A 15,331-nucleotide genomic window follows, 5' to 3' on the forward strand; every position below is an offset into this window, starting at 1 on the left:
GTGTCCCTAAGCGAGGAATCGGCACATGAGCCATTGCTTTCCGACGAATGTCTGGTACGCGGCCGCTTGGGATGCAGAGGTGAAGCAGGCGCTGTTGCCGCGCACGATCTGCGGCAAGCACGTTGTGATGTATCGGCGCGCCAACGGGGAGGTGGCGGCACTGGAGGACGCCTGTTGGCATCGATTGGTGCCGCTCTCAAAAGGGCGTCTTGAGGGCGACAGCGTTGTCTGCGGCTATCATGGGCTGAAATTCAACGCGCAGGGCCGCTGCACCTTCATGCCCTCGCAAGAGACGATCAACCCCTCCGCCTGTGTGCGTGCCTATCCTGTGGTCGAGCGCGATCGCTTCGTCTGGCTGTGGATGGGTGATCCGGCGCTGGCCAACCCGCGCTTGGTGCCGGATATGCACTGGAACGATGATTCCGCTTGGGCCGGTGACGGTGACACCATTCACCTGAAATGCGATTATCGTCTGGTTGTCGACAACCTCATGGACCTGACGCATGAAACGTTTGTGCACGGTGCCAGCATCGGCAATAACGCCATCGCGGAAGCGCCGTTTGACGTCACCCATGGTGAGAAGACCGCTACCGTAACGCGCTGGATGAAGGGGATTAGCGCCCCGCCGTTCTGGGCCAAGCAATTGCAAAAACCTGGTCCGGTGGACCGCTGGCAAATCATTCGTTTCGAGGCGCCGTGCACCATCAATATCGACGTCGGAGTGGCGCCCGCCGGAACAGGCGCGCCGGAAGGCAACCGATCGGCCGGCGTCAATGGTATTGTCCTCAACACCATTACGCCCGAAACGGAAACGAGCTGCCATTATTTCTGGGCCTTCGTGCGCAATTATCGCCTGAACGAGCAGCGCCTGACCACCGAACTCCGTCAAGGCGTTTCTGGCATCTTCCGCGAGGACGAGGTCATTCTCGAGGCGCAGCAGCGCGCAATCGACGAAAATCCAGACCGGGTCTTCTATAATCTCAACATCGATGCTGGCGCGATGTGGGCTCGCCGCTTGATAGATCGCATGATCGAGGCCGAGAATCCCTCGCAAGGTCAGCAGGCCGCGGAGTAGAGCATGGTCGAGCGCGACAGCGATCGTTCAGTCTCGCAAACAGTACGCGCCCAGCTCAGCTTGCGCGACCTGATCCTTTCGGGTGACTTGCGGCCAGGCGAGCGGATCTCCGAGTTGCAGGCTGTGGAGACGACCGGCGCATCGCGCACCCCGGTGCGAATGGCATTGGTTCGGCTGGAGGAGGAAGGACTTCTGGAAGCGATCCCTTCTGGCGGTTTCATGGTGAAGGCATTCTCCGAGCGAGATGTCCTGGATTCAATCGAACTGCGTGGTACGGTGGAGGGGCTGGCCGCGCGCTTTGCCGCCGAGCGCGGCGTTCCGTCGCGCGATCTTGAGCCTCTAAAAGGATGTCTTGACGAGATCGACGGCTTGGTGCGGCAGGATCCAATCTCCGTCGAGGCATTTTCCTCCTACGTCGCGCTCAATGCGCGTTTTCACGCGCTATTGACCGAATTGTCGCGCAGTCCTCCCTTGATCCGGCAGGTCGATCGCGCGTCGGCGCTCCCATTCGCCTCGCCCAGCGGCTTTGTGATGACTCAATCGACACTGCCGGATGCGCGCCACACACTCTTGATTGCACAAGATCAACATCGCGTCGTGATCGATGCAATCGAAAATCGCGAAGGCGCACGGGCCGAGGCAATCATGCGCGAGCACGCCCGAGTGGCGGCGCGCTATCTGCGCCTGGTGCTCAGGAACAAGACGCATTCTGACCTGCTGCCAGGACTGGCGCTCATCAGGATGGCAGGCGATTAAAGGAAATCTCCATGCGGTTCATTGAAAGCTGGACACCCGCAACGCTCGTCGCGACGCGCGATCTGACACCTTCGATCCGCGAGTTCCTGATCAAACCGGAAAACTTTGATGGCGCGGCTTATCCGGTCGGCAGCCATATCAATATCGCCGTCACTATCGATGGGCGCCCGGATACGCGATCCTATTCCTTGGTCGGCGAACCCGAGCGAACCGGCTATCGTATCGCCGTGCGGCGCGCGGAGGACTCCCGCGGCGGCTCGCAGTACATGTGGTCGCTCGCGCCGGGCGCCCGACTGACCATTACATTGCCGGCCTCTTTGCTGCCGATTGACTGGGCGCGCCGGCACTACTGCCTAATCGCGGGCGGCATCGGCATTACGCCACTGATCGGGGCAGCTTTGGCGTTGGCGCGCCGCGATGCCGACTTCACTCTGCATTATGCCGTTACTTCTCGTGAGCAAGCCATCTATTTGGATGTTCTCGCTCCCCTGCTGAACAAGCGGCTTATTGTCCATGCGGGCAACGAAGGGCGCAGGCTCAATTTGGATGACTTGTTCGCTTCGCTGCCGCGCGACGCCTTGACCCTCTTGTGCGGTCCGATCCGGATGCTCGATGCCGCGCGCCGGGCCTGGACTGGTGCAGGACGCGCACTATCCGACCTACGTTACGAGACCTTCGGTTCGAGCGGCTCACTGCCGACCGAGGGGTTTCGGGTGCGCCTTGCAGATCAGGCCATTGAGATCGAGATTCCGCGCGATCGCTCGTTGCTGGACGTGCTCAATGGGGCCGGTTACGAGGTGATTTCGGATTGCCGGCGCGGCGAGTGCGGCGTCTGCGCCATCGATCTCGTCAAAATCGACGGTGAGCTTGACCACCGCGACGTTTTCTTCAGCGAGCAGCAAAAGCACGCGAACGAAAAGATCTGTGCATGTGTTTCTCGCGCCCGCGGCATGATCACCGTCGATATACTGCACCGACCGGACGCGCTATAGGTTCACTGCGACTCCTTGTTTTAGGTAGCAGATCGTTGCCTCAGAACTCGGCAACTAACGTATGCTTATGGTTTGTTACGTTCACAGAACAGTGGCGCATGATTGCCGGATGGCGGTCCGCGGCCCGTCTTTCTCCTCGACAAGGCGAAAGTTGAGCACGGAATGAACTCCGAGAGCCGGTCTCGTCCATTCTCGCAATGGGGCTGTGACGGGAGTTCTGCGCTTATACACGCCGGCCCTTGAGCGACACCAACAAACAACCAACATGTCGAAGCAGCATCCACGTCAGGATTTGCATCGAGACATTGCGGATGCGCATCTCGGGCGGCCGCTCTGCCGTCTCATTCTGCCGTCGCTGTCTGCTTGAGAACAAAGATGCCGGAAACTTGACAGCGCGTTAGGTTCACCCCGCAGTATCTCTGGCAGTTATGCGCGTTTTTCTCACGCTGGACACAGAGCCCACCACATTTCGCAAGCGGCACGGGGATTGCTGGATGGCGAGCTGAGAAGCGGCCGCCGTCAGGCCGGTCGAAGCTGCCCTGTCACAGGAGTTTCCGATGAGCCTTGCGATTCTGCATTTGCTCGCAGAAACGACGCGATCGCTGCGCCGGTATGGCGACGTGCTCTCGCCGGTGGGCTGACGCACATGGATGCCCTTTCGCCAGAAATCTGGCAATCCGTTGCGCTCACGGTCGAGCTCGCCAGCGTGACGACAATGATCCTGCTGGTGATTGGCGCGCCGCTCGCGTGGTGGTTGGCACGGTCAAAAACGGTTTTGAGCGAGGCGGTGGCGACAATGGTCGCGCTGCCGCTTGTGCTGCCACCCACGGCGCTCGGTTTCTGCGTACTCGTCCTGCTCGGCCCGAACGGACCAGGTGGGCTTCTCGCCTCTTTCTGGGGCGAGCACACGCTCGCCTTTACCTTTGCGGGAATCGTGGTCGGATCGGTCCTCTCGGCGCTCCCTTTGGTGGTGCAGCCTATCCGTAGCGCCTTTGTTGCGATGGGTAACCACCCGCAGGAAGTTGTGGCGAGTCAGCGCGTTTCTGCGTTGTTCGCCTTCATTACCGTCGGCCTGCCGCTGGCACGGCTGGAGTTCCTCAAGGCTGGTTTGGTTGGCTTTGCTCATACGATCGGCACATTCGGTGTCGTGATGATGATCGGAGGCAACATTCCCGGGCGCACCAAAGTGTTGTCAGCTTATGTCATTGACTACGTCCAAGCATCGCGCTGGCGCGAGGCAGGTTGGGTTGCCGGCGGTATGGTAATGTTCGCCTTTGCGGTCATGTTCACTTTGACTCTCATCGACAAACGATGTGCCAGGAGAGGCACGTGAGGGGCAGGCGCACTAAGCCGGATCGAAGCATCTTCGGCGTACTGGCCAAGCTGGCCGGTCATAACCGAGCAGCAGTATTGCAAGTCAGATCCGTCCATTCTTAACGAGGACACAATGAATAAGCTCGTTGCAGCCGCGGCGGCCGCTGGTATCAGCTTCAATTCAGCACACTCCGCGCCTTTGCCCGAGGCGAGGGCCGATGACGTCGGAGTTTCCAAGCAGCGCCTTGCCAAACTGGACGAGTTCTTTGCTAGCGAGATCGCAGCCAAGCGCGTGCCGGGCGCAGTGGTTGCAATCGCCAGAGACGGCAAGCTCATTCACTACAAGGCGTACGGGCAACTCGATCCTGAAAAAGGAACCTCGATGAGGCTCGATGCGATGTTCGCGCTCGCGTCTATGACCAAACCGATGGTGGCGGTTGCTGGGCTTACCCTCATGGAACAAGGTCGCCTGCCTCTGAGGGCCAGACTTACGGATTACTATCCCGAATTTGCAAACATGAAAGTGGGAGTATCGCAGCCTGACGGTTCGTTAAAATTCGAAGCGCAGAGTTCCCCGATCTACGTCCACGACCTTTATCGCCACACATCAGGTCTCACCTATGGCGCGCCGCCGGACAGCTCAGACCAAGTGGCGCGTCTCTATCCGGATTTCGCAGCGCCACCGGTCAAGGGCGATAAGAAGGCTTTCATCGAAGGCATTACCAAGCTGCCGTTGGCGCACCAACCGGGAACGGAATTCGAATACGGCTTCTCGACCGACGTGCTTGGCGCTGTCGTGGAACAGGTTAGCGAGCAGCCACTAGGCGAGTATCTTTCCAGCAACCTGTGGAAGCCGATCGGAATGCTGGATGCCACTTTCCATTTGTCGGGATCGCAACGCGAGCGGCTCGCGCGTCCATTTAAAGACGACCCACTGACGGGAAAGCCACAGGGCATCGAGCTCCTCGAAAGTCCGACGAAGTTTGACTGCGGGGGAGCCTGTGCATTCGCGACAGTTGGTGATTATGTTCGCTTTGGGCAAATGCTGCTAAACGGCGGGGAACTCGATGGCCAGCGCATTCTCGGTCCCAGGACGGTGCATCACATGATCTCCAACCACCTTGGGCCAGAGATCAAAAACAAGGTCGCTAATGTGGAGCCGCACCGTGCCGGCTTTGGGTTCGGGCTCGGAGTGGCTGTACGCATAAGCGAGGGTCTCTCGGCCGTTCCAGGCAATCCAGGTGAGTTCACCTGGACCGGCGCTTACGGAACACAATTTTTCTGTGATCCAAAGGAGCGCCTGGTCGTGGTGGTTGGAACGGCTGCGCCCGGAGAGATCCGCAAGTACTACCGCGAGCAAGTCCAGAATATCGTCTATGCCGGCATAGTTCGCTAGCTCGCTTGCCGCCGGCAAAGCGCGATGAACAGATTGGATGATCAGCAAGTGATGTTTGCTGCTGCGGATCGACGTCAAACTAAAAATACCACACCGTCGTCTGCTATCCGCGTTGCGCGAATCGGACCCAGTACATGGAAACGGCGAGATCGCCTCTGCCATCGCTGCGAAGCTCACCGGAGAAAGGTGTGGTTTCGTGATGCGCCAAGCCATCGCCTCGCTAACGCTTGGCTCGCGCGATGAACGATGAACGTTTATAGCGCGACGATCTGGGTCGGAAGAGCGCGGCGATCAGGATGGCGAGTCAGTGTCGCGGCGCGATGATGATCGCCGCGATGATTGTCGCGCGCAAGAGTTTTGTTTGCTTTGATTGTCGCGGAGCGTCAATCAAGCGAGCGTTTTTTGTGTCGCGTGCTCCGGTGGCCGCCCTGGACCACGCTTTCGCTCGAGGGCAGTCCGCCTGCGATAGCTCTCGACGTTCATCTCGACGATGGTGGCGTGGTGAACAAGGCGATCGATCGCCGCGAGGGTCATAGCTGGGTCCGGAAAGACCTTGTTCCATTCTCCAAAGGGCTGATTGGCGGTGATCAGCAAAGAGCGTCGCTCGTAGCGTGCGCTGATGAGCTCGAACAGCACACTGGTCTCGGCCTGGTCCTTGGTGACATAGGCAAGATCGTCAAGGATAACGAGATCGAAGCGATCGAGGCGGTTGATGGCACCCTCGAGGTTGAGTTCGCGGCGCGCCACCTGGAGCTTCTGCACGAGATCGGTGGTGCGGGTGAAGAGGACGCGCCATCCGTTCTCGATGAGAGCCAAGCCGATTGCTGCTGCCAAGTGACTCTTGCCGCCACCGGGCGGACCAAACAGCAGCAGATTGGCGCCCTTGTTCAACCAGCCGTCGCCGGCGGCGAGCGCGGTCATTTGCGCCTTGGAGATCATCGGTACGGCTTCGAAGTCGAAGCTGTCAAAGGTCTTTCCGGTGGGCAGCCGCGCCTCGACGAGATGGCGCTCGATGCGGCGACGGCTGCGTTCAGCGATCTCGTGCTCTGCAATGGTGGCGAGGAAGCGCGCCGCCGGCCAGCCTTCCTTATCGGACTGCTCGGCAAATTGCGGCCACAGCACCTTGATGGCGGGCAGCCGCAGCTCGTTGAGCAACAGATTGAGGCGCGCGGTGTCGACTACGTTGGTTGTGCTCATGCGGCACCTCCGATCTCGGCAGTACCGATGAGGCATTCATAGGTGGCGAGCGGTGCGAGGCGCACCACGACGTTCGGCATCTGGGCGGGATCCGGGGCGAAGTGAGTACGTAGCCGGTTGAGGTCGGGCAGCCGGCCGTCGTTCAGGTCGGCCGTGAGCTGATCGGCGAGTTCGGCCTCGCAACCGCGCTCATGGGCGAGTGCGAGGAGATCGACCATGATCCGGCAGGCCTTCTTGTCCGGTAAGCGTTTGCGCAAGACGTCGAAGGCTCGGCGGTAAGCTTCCCGGGGGAACAGCTGGTCGCGGTAGACCAGGTTGAGGAGCGCCATCGGCTTGCGCCGCAAGGAATGGATCACGTGCCGATAATCGACGACCTGATCGTGCTTGCCATTGGGATGCGGCCGCCCGCGCGGCAAGGTGAGGAGATGCGTGCCGCCGACAAACACGTCGAGGTGATCGTCATACAGGCGCACCCGCAGCCGATGGCCGATCAAGCGCGACGGCACCGTGTAGAACACCTTGCGCAAGGTGAAGCCGCCGGACGATGTCACGTGGACGATCACCTCTTCATAGTCCGACGTGCGGCGGTCCGGCAGATCCTGAAGTGCGGTACGTTCGCTGTCGATCCGCTTGGCGTTGCGGGCATTGCGGCGGCTGACGATCTCATCGATGAAGCCACGATAGGCAGCGAGATCGTCGAAGTCGGCGGTGCCACGCAGCAACAGCGCGTCGCCGACCGCCCGCTTGAGATGGCCATGCGAACTCTCGATCGCCCCGTTCTCGTGGGCGATGCCACGATTGTTGCGGGAGGGGCGCATGCCGTAATGGGCACAGAGGTCTTCGTATCGCCGCGTCAGATCGTCTTTGGCGTCGCGGTCGAGATTGCAAAAGGCGGCCGACAGGCTGTCGGTGCGATGCTCCCGTGGCGCTCCACCGAGTGACCACAAGGCATTCTGCAGGCCTTCGGCCAGAGCGATGAAGCTCTCACCGCCGAGCACGACATGGGCGTGCTCAAACCCGGAATAGGCCAGCCGGAAGTGATAGAGACGATGGTCGAGCGGCACGCCCGCGATCGTGACACCCAATTCGCCCATGTCGGTGAAGTCGGACAGGCCGCGCTGACCGGGTTCGTGGGTCTGCCGGAAGATGACCTCCTGCTCCTCGCCGTGGATCGCCCGCCAGGCCCGGATCCGGCGCTCCAGCGTGCGACGGATGCCGGCGCCGAGCTCAGGATGGCGTCGGAGCAACTCCTCGAAGATCGTGACCGGCCGCACACCGGGGGCGGCCTTCAGCATCGGCACGATCTCTGTCTCAAATACGCGGGCCAAGGGATCTGGCCGGCGACGGCCGCGAGGAGCCTTCTTCTGCGACGGAAGGCGTCGATCCTGCTCGATCCGGTAAGCGGTCGAGGTGCTGAACGACGCCTTGGCGGCGGCCACGGGCGGGCTATCGGTCTGACGGTACTTCATGTAGAGCCTCATTTGGTGATCGGTAATGTGTCGGCCTGGCACGCGAGTGATTCCTCTTGGCGGAAGAACCACTTGCATAACCAGCCGGCCGCGATCACCAGTCGGCGCGGTCCGCTGTGGATCGCGCCGACGCCGGGCTCGTAACTCCGGTCGGGCTACGCCCTCCCTGCGTCACGAGCCCGGCGTAGCCCTCTCATCATGGTCGACGCTCCACTTCCATCCTGTTCGCCGCGCGGCAAACGTTTCTGGATGAAAGCTCTCAAACGCGCCCAGCCTTGCGCCCGCAATCCCGGCGGGCTTGGTACCGCGCGTCATTGACCCAAGGCAGATTGGATCGATCCGCCCTGAAAGGTGAAGGCGGTGTACTGCGGCGCGGAGGGCTCGCTATCGCGCCGTTCTTGGTCGCCGGTTCGGGTTGTTGGTGACTGCCACTTTGGTGTCGTTGCGCAGTTGCGACGATCGCGGCCTCCATTGCATCTGAGAATGGCGAACAAGTCCCATTGAAATCGGTGAGCAGTGCGGTGCCGCGTGAACTGCGGCAATTGCCGTGTCGGCCGGTGTCGGGACCGTGCTTAAAGAGCGAGTATAACGCATTGGCCGCGAGGGACGAGCCATTGTGCTGCATTGTTGGAGTTCTGACATCGACGGTCAAAACCGGACACCATTGGCACGGTGAGCGCGCTCAGTTGCGCAGCTTGCGCTTAGCTCGCCGATCCCACTGCAAATCACGGAGTGGCGGCTTGGTAACCGTCAGATGTTTGCCGGGCGGTGGCCCATTTTTTGCTGCTGAATGTGAGCAATTCGTCAGGGCCGACGAGAAACTTGGAAGGGGTTCATGAGTGGGGCAACGGAAACCTTCTACAGCGTGATCAGACGCCAAGGTATCACGCGTCGCAGTTTCCACAAGTTTTGCAGTTTGACGGCCTCGAGCTTCGGACTCGGCCCGCTCGCCGCAAGCAGGATTGCCAATGCCCTAGAGACCAAACCGCGTATGCCCGTCATCTGGCTGCACGGGCTCGAGTGTACCTGCTGCTCGGAAAGCTTTATCCGCTCGGCCCATCCGCTAATTAAAGACGTCCTGTTGTCGATGATTTCGCTCGACTACGACGATATGATCATGGCCGCGGCAGGTCACCAGGCTGAAGCCATCCTCGAGGAAGCCCGTCTCAGGTACAAAGGCAGATATGTGCTTGCCGTCGAAGGCAACCCGCCGCTGAATGAGGGGGGCATGTTCTGCATTGACGGCGGCAAGCCGTTCGTCGAGAGGCTCAGGTGGATGGCGGAATCATCCATGGCGGTCATTGCCTGGGGGACCTGCGCATCCTGGGGCTGCGTGCAAGCGGCCAAGCCCAATCCGACCGGCGCTGTACCGATCGATAAGGTGATCACCGACAAGCCGATCGTCAAGGTTCCCGGGTGTCCCCCCATCGCAGAGGTCATGACCGGCCTAGTGACCTTCATCACCACGTTCGGAAGGCTTCCTGAGCTCGATCGCCAAGGACGCCCAAAGATGTTTTATTCCGAGCGCATCCACGACAAGTGCTATCGACGTTCGCATTTCGACGCCGGCCAATTTGTCGAGGCGTGGGACGATGAGTGCGCCCGCAAGGGCTACTGCCTGTACAAGATGGGATGCAAAGGGCCGACCACCTACAATGCCTGTTCTGCCCTTCGCTGGAACGGCGGCGTTTCATTCCCCATTCAATCAGGCCACGGCTGCTTCGGCTGCTCCGAAGACGGCTTTTGGGACAAAGGTTCGTTTTACGATCGGCTCACGACCATCCAGCAGTTCGGCATCGAGAAGAACGCCGATCAGATCGGCATGGCCGCTGCCGGCGCGGTTGGGCTGACCGTCGCCGCACATGCGGCGATCACGGCCGTGAAGCGATTGACCCACAAGCCGGATCGCGCAGTTCGCAAAGATAAGCCGACTTAAAGGGGGCGACGGTGGTGGTCCAGACTCCGAATGGGTTCAACCTCGATCGTTCCGGCAAGCGAATTGTGATCGATCCGCTGACCAGGATCGAGGGCCACCTGCGCGTCGAAGCCAACCTCGATGCGGACAACGTGGTCCGCAATGCGGTCTCGAGCGGGACGATGTGGCGTGGAATCGAAGTCATTCTGCGCGGGCGGGATCCGCGCGACGCCTGGGCGTTCACCGAGCGGATTTGCGGTGTCTGCACCGGCACCCATGCGCTCACCTCGGTGCGTGCCGTTGAAAACGCGCTAGGGATCACCATTCCGGAAAATGCGAACTCGATCCGCAACATCATGCAGCTTTGCCTGCTTGTGCATGATCATCTCGTGCATTTTTATCATCTGCACGCGCTGGATTGGGTCGACGTCATCTCTGCGCTCAAGGCCGATCCCAAGTCCACTTCGGCGCTGGCGCAGTCTATCTCGCCCTGGCCGCTTTCGTCCCCTGGTTATTTCAAGGACCTGCAGATCAGGCTCACCAAATTCTTCGGATCAGGGCAGCCCGGTCCGTTCAAGAACGGCTATTGGGGTCATCCGGCATACAAGCTGCCACCTGAGGTGAACTTGATCACCGTGGCGCATTATTTGGAGGCGCTCGACTTCCAGAAGGAGATCGTCAAGATCCAAGCAGTCTATGGCGGCAAGAACCCGCATCCGAACTGGCTGGTCGGCGGCGTGGCCTGCGCGATCAATATCGATGGAACTGGTGCGGCCGGTGCGATCAATATGGAGCGGCTTAACCTGGTGTCCTCGGTCATCGACCGTTCAATCGAGTTTGTCGAGCAGGTCTACCTGCCCGACATTGCGGCGATCGGCTCGTTCTATAAAGACTGGCTGCATGGCGGCGGACTTTCCAGCAAAAGCGTGATGTCCTACGGCGACATCCCTGAAAACGCTAACGACTGTTCCGCGAAAAGTCTCAAGCTGCCGCGCGGTGTCATTCTTGGCGGCAATCTTGAGGAGATTTTGCCGATCGACCATGGCGATCCCGAGCAGATCCAGGAATTCGTCGCGCATTCATGGTATAAATACCCGAGCGAGTTCAGCGGACTGCATCCCTGGGAGGGCATCACCGAGCCGAACTTTGAGCTGGGGGCAAAGGTCAAAGGCAGCAGAACAGATATCAAGGAGCTCGACGAAGGCGGCAAGTATTCCTGGATCAAAGCGCCGCGCTGGCGCGGCCACGCCGTCGAGGTCGGACCATTGGCGCGATACATCATCGGTTATGCGCAAGGCAAAGCCGAATTCAAGGAGCCGACCAACAGACTGCTCAAGGGGCTCAATCTTCCCCTGAGCGCGCTGTTTTCGACATTTGGCCGTACTGCGACGCGGGCACTCGAATGCCAGTGGGCGGCACATCAGATGCGTTATTTTCAGGACAAGCTGGTCGTCCACATCAAGGCCGGCAATAGCGCGACCGCCAACGTCAGCAAGTGGAAGCCGGAAAGCTGGCCTAACGAGGCCAAGGGCTACGGTTTCACTGAGGCGCCGCGCGGCGCGCTCGGGCACTGGATCAAGATCAAGGACACCAAGATCGACAATTACCAATGTGTCGTGCCGACCACGTGGAACGGGTCTCCTCGCGATTCCAAGGGCAATATTGGCGCCTTTGAAGCTTCGCTGATCGGTACCCCGATCGCGGACCCGCAGCGGCCCCTGGAGATCTTGCGTACGATCCATTCCTTTGATCCGTGCTTGGCCTGCTCAACCCATGTGATCAGTCCTGACGGCCAAGAAATGGCTTCAGTCAATGTTCGGTAGGGACATGGCCGACAAGGCTCCGCAAAACCCTACCGCCGTCGATGCGCCGCCAACTGTTAGCGGCGGCGGCGGTGGCGCCGCTTACGTCTATGAAGCGCCGGTGCGACTGTGGCATTGGGTCAATGCGGCGGCCATTCTGGTGCTGGGCGTAACCGGCTATCTCATTGGAACCGGGACACCGGCGACGCCGGGAGAGGCTAGCGGCAATTTCTTGTTCGGCTATATCCGCTTTGCGCATTTCTCTGCGGGATATGTGCTTGGCGTCGGCTTCCTGCTGCGCATCTACTGGGCCCTGATGGGAAACCCGCATGCCATGCAAATATTTCGCGTGCCGCTCTGGCGCAGCTGCATTTGGCGCGAAGTGTACGATGAGATGCGCTGGTACGCGTTTCTCGCAGTTGAGCCCGACAGGCGCGTCGGGCACAATCGGCTGGCTCAACTTGCGATGTTCTTTATGTTCACGCAGACGATCACGTTCATGATCGTCACAGGCTTTGCACTTTATGGACAGGGTGCGGGCCGTGACAGCTGGCAGTACAAGCTGTTCGGCTGGGTATTTGCAATCTGGCCTAACAGTCAGGACGTCCATACGTGGCATCATCTCGGGCTGTGGATCGTCGTGACCTTTGCGCTGGTTCACATCTACGCGGTGATCCGGGAAGACATCATGTCGGGGCGGAGCATCTCCTCGATGATTTCGGGTCAGCGTCAGTTCCGCGATTGACTGGGAAGCGGATGCTGACTCCGGAGAGCAAGAAAAGGATCCTGGTGCTCGGCATCGGCAATATCCTATGGGCCGACGAGGGATTCGGCGTGCGAGTGGTAGAGGAGTTTCATCGTCGCTACACCATCGATGACAACGTCTCCATCCTCGATGGTGACACGCAGGGGCTCTACCTTGTCAGCTTCCTTGAGCAGGCCGATTGCCTGATCGTGTTCGATGCCATCGACTATGGACTTTCGCCCGGGAAGTTGATGCTTGTGCGGAATGACGAGGTGCCGAAATTTACCGCTGCCAAGAAGCTGAGTCTGCATCAGACCGGCTTTCAAGAGGTCTTGAGTGCAGCCGACCTGCTTGACCGCTGCCCGCGAGAGCTCGCTCTGATCGGCTGTCAGCCGCTGGACCTGGAGCGTTGGGGCGGTCCGCTGACTGCACCGGTGCGCTTTCAGATCGCGCCCGCGATTGAACTGGCTTGCAAACTGCTGGCCCAGTGGGGCTCGCCGGCGAAACTGCGGGCTTCGCCGCTGCCTGTATCAGAACGGCTGTTGGGGAACAATATCGACCATGTCAATTATGAAAGGGAGCGGCCGATCTAGCGGCCCGCCGCTATTCATGTGCCTTGGCTTACCAATGACGATTGTTGAGACCGACGGCATCACGGCGCTATGCGAGTATGGCGATGAACAGCGGCGTGTCTCAGTCATGCTGCTCTCCGGCGCGTCGGTCGGCGCCAAGGTCCTCGTCCATATCGACACAGCGGTGCGGCTCTTGGAGGAGGACGAAGCAAGGCGGATCTCGGAAGCACTCGACGGGCTCGAGGCCGGCCTCAGTGGCGAGGACTGCGATCGCTTCTTTGCGGATTTGATCGGTCGTGAGCCGCAATTGCCCGACCACCTGCGGTAGCGGCGCCGCGCACAGACATCGCGCTACCGCGCCTTGCTCGCAAATCGAATCTGCATCGTAGGCAACCTATGCACAGCAGATGTCAAGCGCTTACACCTGCTGATCCGGGCGCGCACGCGATTGCAGCGAGACGATGGATTGGCATGTGCCTTGCTAATAGCTCGCCGAGCAGAACCAAAGATTATCGGAAAGGCGTCTGATGAAATTCCAGCCGGCGCAGCATGATTTGGCGCGGCCCGCTCTGTCCGAGGTAGCGAGAGCGAACGCCGGTGCACATCTGACCGCGCAGGATCCCGGGAGTTGGGGCGTGGAGCTGCTGTCGGCAGCGGGTCCCGTAAATTCGCTGTGGGCCAACCACGTCGCAAACGCGCTTTCTGAACAGATCAAGGCGCACCGGCGGCCCATGCAAGGGGGCGCAACCGCGCGCGGCGCCGGTAGCGAGCTGGGTGGGCGGCTCGGCCTGCGTGGCCCGCCGACGCAGATCGAGTGCCATCAGCGCGGCACACTGCGCCGGGTCGGCAAGAGCCAGATCCGTTTGGTCAAGGTCGACCGCATCTCGGCACCGATCGTCGGACCACACGCCGGCGGCGACTGCACCGCCGATAGCATTGCCTCTCGGCGAGCCCCACGGAACTTCGCATCATGAAAACGGCGGCGCGTATTCGATACGAAGCCGCCGCTGCGGCGGTGGGCGGGTTTCCCGTGAATGCGGATAGTCGCGACATCGTCCATAGCGAGCCAACGGCTGTGGCGACGCTGGCCAGGCGCGCTTGGCGCGATGCCGACGAGCTTGCAAAAAACTGTCCGAATGCCATCACGCTGCTATCGAACACAGCTGCCGCCGCTCGTGGCCAGAAGAGTAGCGCACGCACGCAACTGTACAGGCTTTCGAATCTCAGTGATCTCGAGCGCAACCTGATTGCCGAAGTGCTTGGGGAAGGCGAGGTCGCCGGCGTCGTTGCGCTGCCAGATGGCTCTCAGGCGGGAATCCAGGAGTCCGTACTTGCGGGAATCTGGCGCGTGCGCATCGGGACGGATCCGGCACACGAATATGTTGAAGTCGGGGCGATCCCGCAGATCGTGCAGCGCGCCGCAACGGACCTGGCGTCGACCGATCTGGCGATCGGCACCGCGCCGGATGGGGCGATGAACGTGCTGCCGGTGCTCGCCGAAACACGCGAGCGGGCCCGCGCCTGGCGGCCTGGCATGCGCACGCATGTCATCAATCTCACGCTTTTGCCGATGAACGACATCGACCTGGCGTTTCTCCAGCAGAGCGTGGGCAATGGTCCGGTCCAGCTCATCTTTCGCGGCTACGGCGCATGCCGAGTGCAGGCGACTGCGATACGGAATGTGTGGTCGGTGCAGTTCTTCAATTCTATCGACAACATCATCCTGGATACGCTTGAGATCGGCGGCGTGCCGATTGTTGCGTTGGCTGCCGACGAGGATTTCGAGGATTCCGCCGAACGCCTGCAGGAAATCATGAAGGCTTACGTCACGTGAAGAACTTGGAGAATATCTGGCATTCGGCTGGCTCTCACGGATGGCGCCCGCGTCCAACGTGGCATTGGCTGGATCGTGTACAACTGACAAGAGAGCGATGGCGACACAGACTTCTGCGCGAGTGCGTTGCGTTCCAAAAACTGAAAGCGTCTTCGGCTTTCGCACGTCGATGTCCGGCTTCGGGTCGGTTGAAAATGATGCTTGAGCGCGAACAGGACCTTCGCAGGAGCAAGAACCCCGATGTGTCGGCACCTGAGGAGATGC

14 protein-coding genes are annotated in these 15,331 nt (G+C 60.4%); 12 read left to right on the forward strand and 2 right to left on the reverse strand.

Annotated features, from left to right (window positions below; genetic code table 11):
* The first annotated feature begins 25 nt into the window (after positions 1-25).
* The 5 genes from ACE10X_RS08995 (at position 26) to ACE10X_RS09015 (ending at position 5,533) form a co-directional block, all read left to right on the forward strand.
* Positions 26-1,075, forward strand: coding sequence for an aromatic ring-hydroxylating dioxygenase subunit alpha (locus ACE10X_RS08995; protein WP_016839802.1), 1,050 nt, complete (start codon positions 26-28; stop codon positions 1,073-1,075).
* A gap of 3 nt (positions 1,076-1,078) precedes the next feature.
* The gene (locus ACE10X_RS09000) at positions 1,079-1,831 is read left to right on the forward strand and encodes a GntR family transcriptional regulator (protein ID WP_253592557.1); all 753 of its coding nucleotides are present in this window, start codon (positions 1,079-1,081) and stop codon (positions 1,829-1,831) included.
* Positions 1,832-1,842: 11 nt separating this feature from the next.
* Entirely contained in the window at positions 1,843-2,823 is a 981-nt protein-coding gene (locus ACE10X_RS09005; protein WP_028344265.1) for a PDR/VanB family oxidoreductase, read from the forward strand.
* A 646-nt stretch (positions 2,824-3,469) separates the two neighbouring features.
* The gene (locus ACE10X_RS09010; RefSeq protein ID WP_016846835.1) at positions 3,470-4,156 is read left to right on the forward strand and encodes a molybdenum ABC transporter permease; all 687 of its coding nucleotides are present in this window, start codon (positions 3,470-3,472) and stop codon (positions 4,154-4,156) included.
* Between the two features lie 114 nt (positions 4,157-4,270).
* The gene (locus tag ACE10X_RS09015; RefSeq protein ID WP_016846836.1) at positions 4,271-5,533 is read left to right on the forward strand and encodes a serine hydrolase; all 1,263 of its coding nucleotides are present in this window, start codon (positions 4,271-4,273) and stop codon (positions 5,531-5,533) included.
* Positions 5,534-5,920: 387 nt separating this feature from the next.
* Here the strand turns inward: ACE10X_RS09015 and istB are convergent, their stop codons facing one another.
* A complete protein-coding gene (gene istB / locus ACE10X_RS09020) occupies positions 5,921-6,730 on the reverse strand; it encodes an IS21-like element ISBj11 family helper ATPase IstB (RefSeq protein ID WP_016842034.1) in 810 nt (269 codons plus the stop codon).
* A complete protein-coding gene (gene istA, locus ACE10X_RS09025) occupies positions 6,727-8,277 on the reverse strand; it encodes an IS21-like element ISBj11 family transposase (protein ID WP_080586188.1) in 1,551 nt (516 codons plus the stop codon). The genes istB and istA overlap by 4 nt, the downstream gene beginning before the upstream one ends.
* A 757-nt stretch (positions 8,278-9,034) precedes the next feature.
* On the opposite strand from istA, the gene ACE10X_RS09030 reads away from it, so the two are divergent.
* The 7 genes from ACE10X_RS09030 to ACE10X_RS09060 all read left to right on the forward strand — a co-directional run bounded on the left by ACE10X_RS09030 (position 9,035) and on the right by ACE10X_RS09060 (position 15,067).
* Positions 9,035-10,135: a hydrogenase small subunit gene (locus tag ACE10X_RS09030; RefSeq protein WP_028344289.1), complete on the forward strand. Its 1,101-nt coding sequence runs from the start codon at positions 9,035-9,037 to the stop codon at positions 10,133-10,135.
* Between the two features lie 11 nt (positions 10,136-10,146).
* Positions 10,147-11,937 carry a nickel-dependent hydrogenase large subunit gene (locus ACE10X_RS09035; protein WP_028344288.1) on the forward strand — a complete coding sequence of 597 codons (1,791 nt, stop codon included), beginning with the start codon at positions 10,147-10,149 and terminating at the stop codon, positions 11,935-11,937.
* A 4-nt stretch (positions 11,938-11,941) separates the two neighbouring features.
* A complete protein-coding gene (cybH, locus tag ACE10X_RS09040) occupies positions 11,942-12,661 on the forward strand; it encodes a Ni/Fe-hydrogenase, b-type cytochrome subunit (protein WP_016846839.1) in 720 nt (239 codons plus the stop codon).
* Positions 12,662-12,672: 11 nt separating this feature from the next.
* Positions 12,673-13,254: a HyaD/HybD family hydrogenase maturation endopeptidase gene (locus ACE10X_RS09045; protein ID WP_375764168.1), complete on the forward strand. Its 582-nt coding sequence runs from the start codon at positions 12,673-12,675 to the stop codon at positions 13,252-13,254.
* Positions 13,255-13,270: 16 nt separating this feature from the next.
* Entirely contained in the window at positions 13,271-13,561 is a 291-nt protein-coding gene (locus ACE10X_RS09050) for a HypC/HybG/HupF family hydrogenase formation chaperone (RefSeq protein WP_026192295.1), read from the forward strand.
* Positions 13,562-13,760: 199 nt separating this feature from the next.
* Positions 13,761-14,207, forward strand: coding sequence for a hypothetical protein (locus ACE10X_RS09055; RefSeq protein WP_016846842.1), 447 nt, complete (start codon positions 13,761-13,763; stop codon positions 14,205-14,207).
* On the forward strand, positions 14,204-15,067 hold the full coding sequence (locus ACE10X_RS09060) for a hydrogenase expression/formation protein (RefSeq protein WP_016846843.1): 864 nt from the start codon (positions 14,204-14,206) through the stop codon (positions 15,065-15,067). Before ACE10X_RS09055 ends, ACE10X_RS09060 begins: the two co-directional genes overlap by 4 nt.
* Positions 15,068-15,331 lie beyond the last annotated feature (264 nt).

The sequence above is a fragment of the Bradyrhizobium sp. Pha-3 genome, assembly GCF_042258325.1.
Classification (GTDB): domain Bacteria; phylum Pseudomonadota; class Alphaproteobacteria; order Rhizobiales; family Xanthobacteraceae; genus Bradyrhizobium; species Bradyrhizobium elkanii.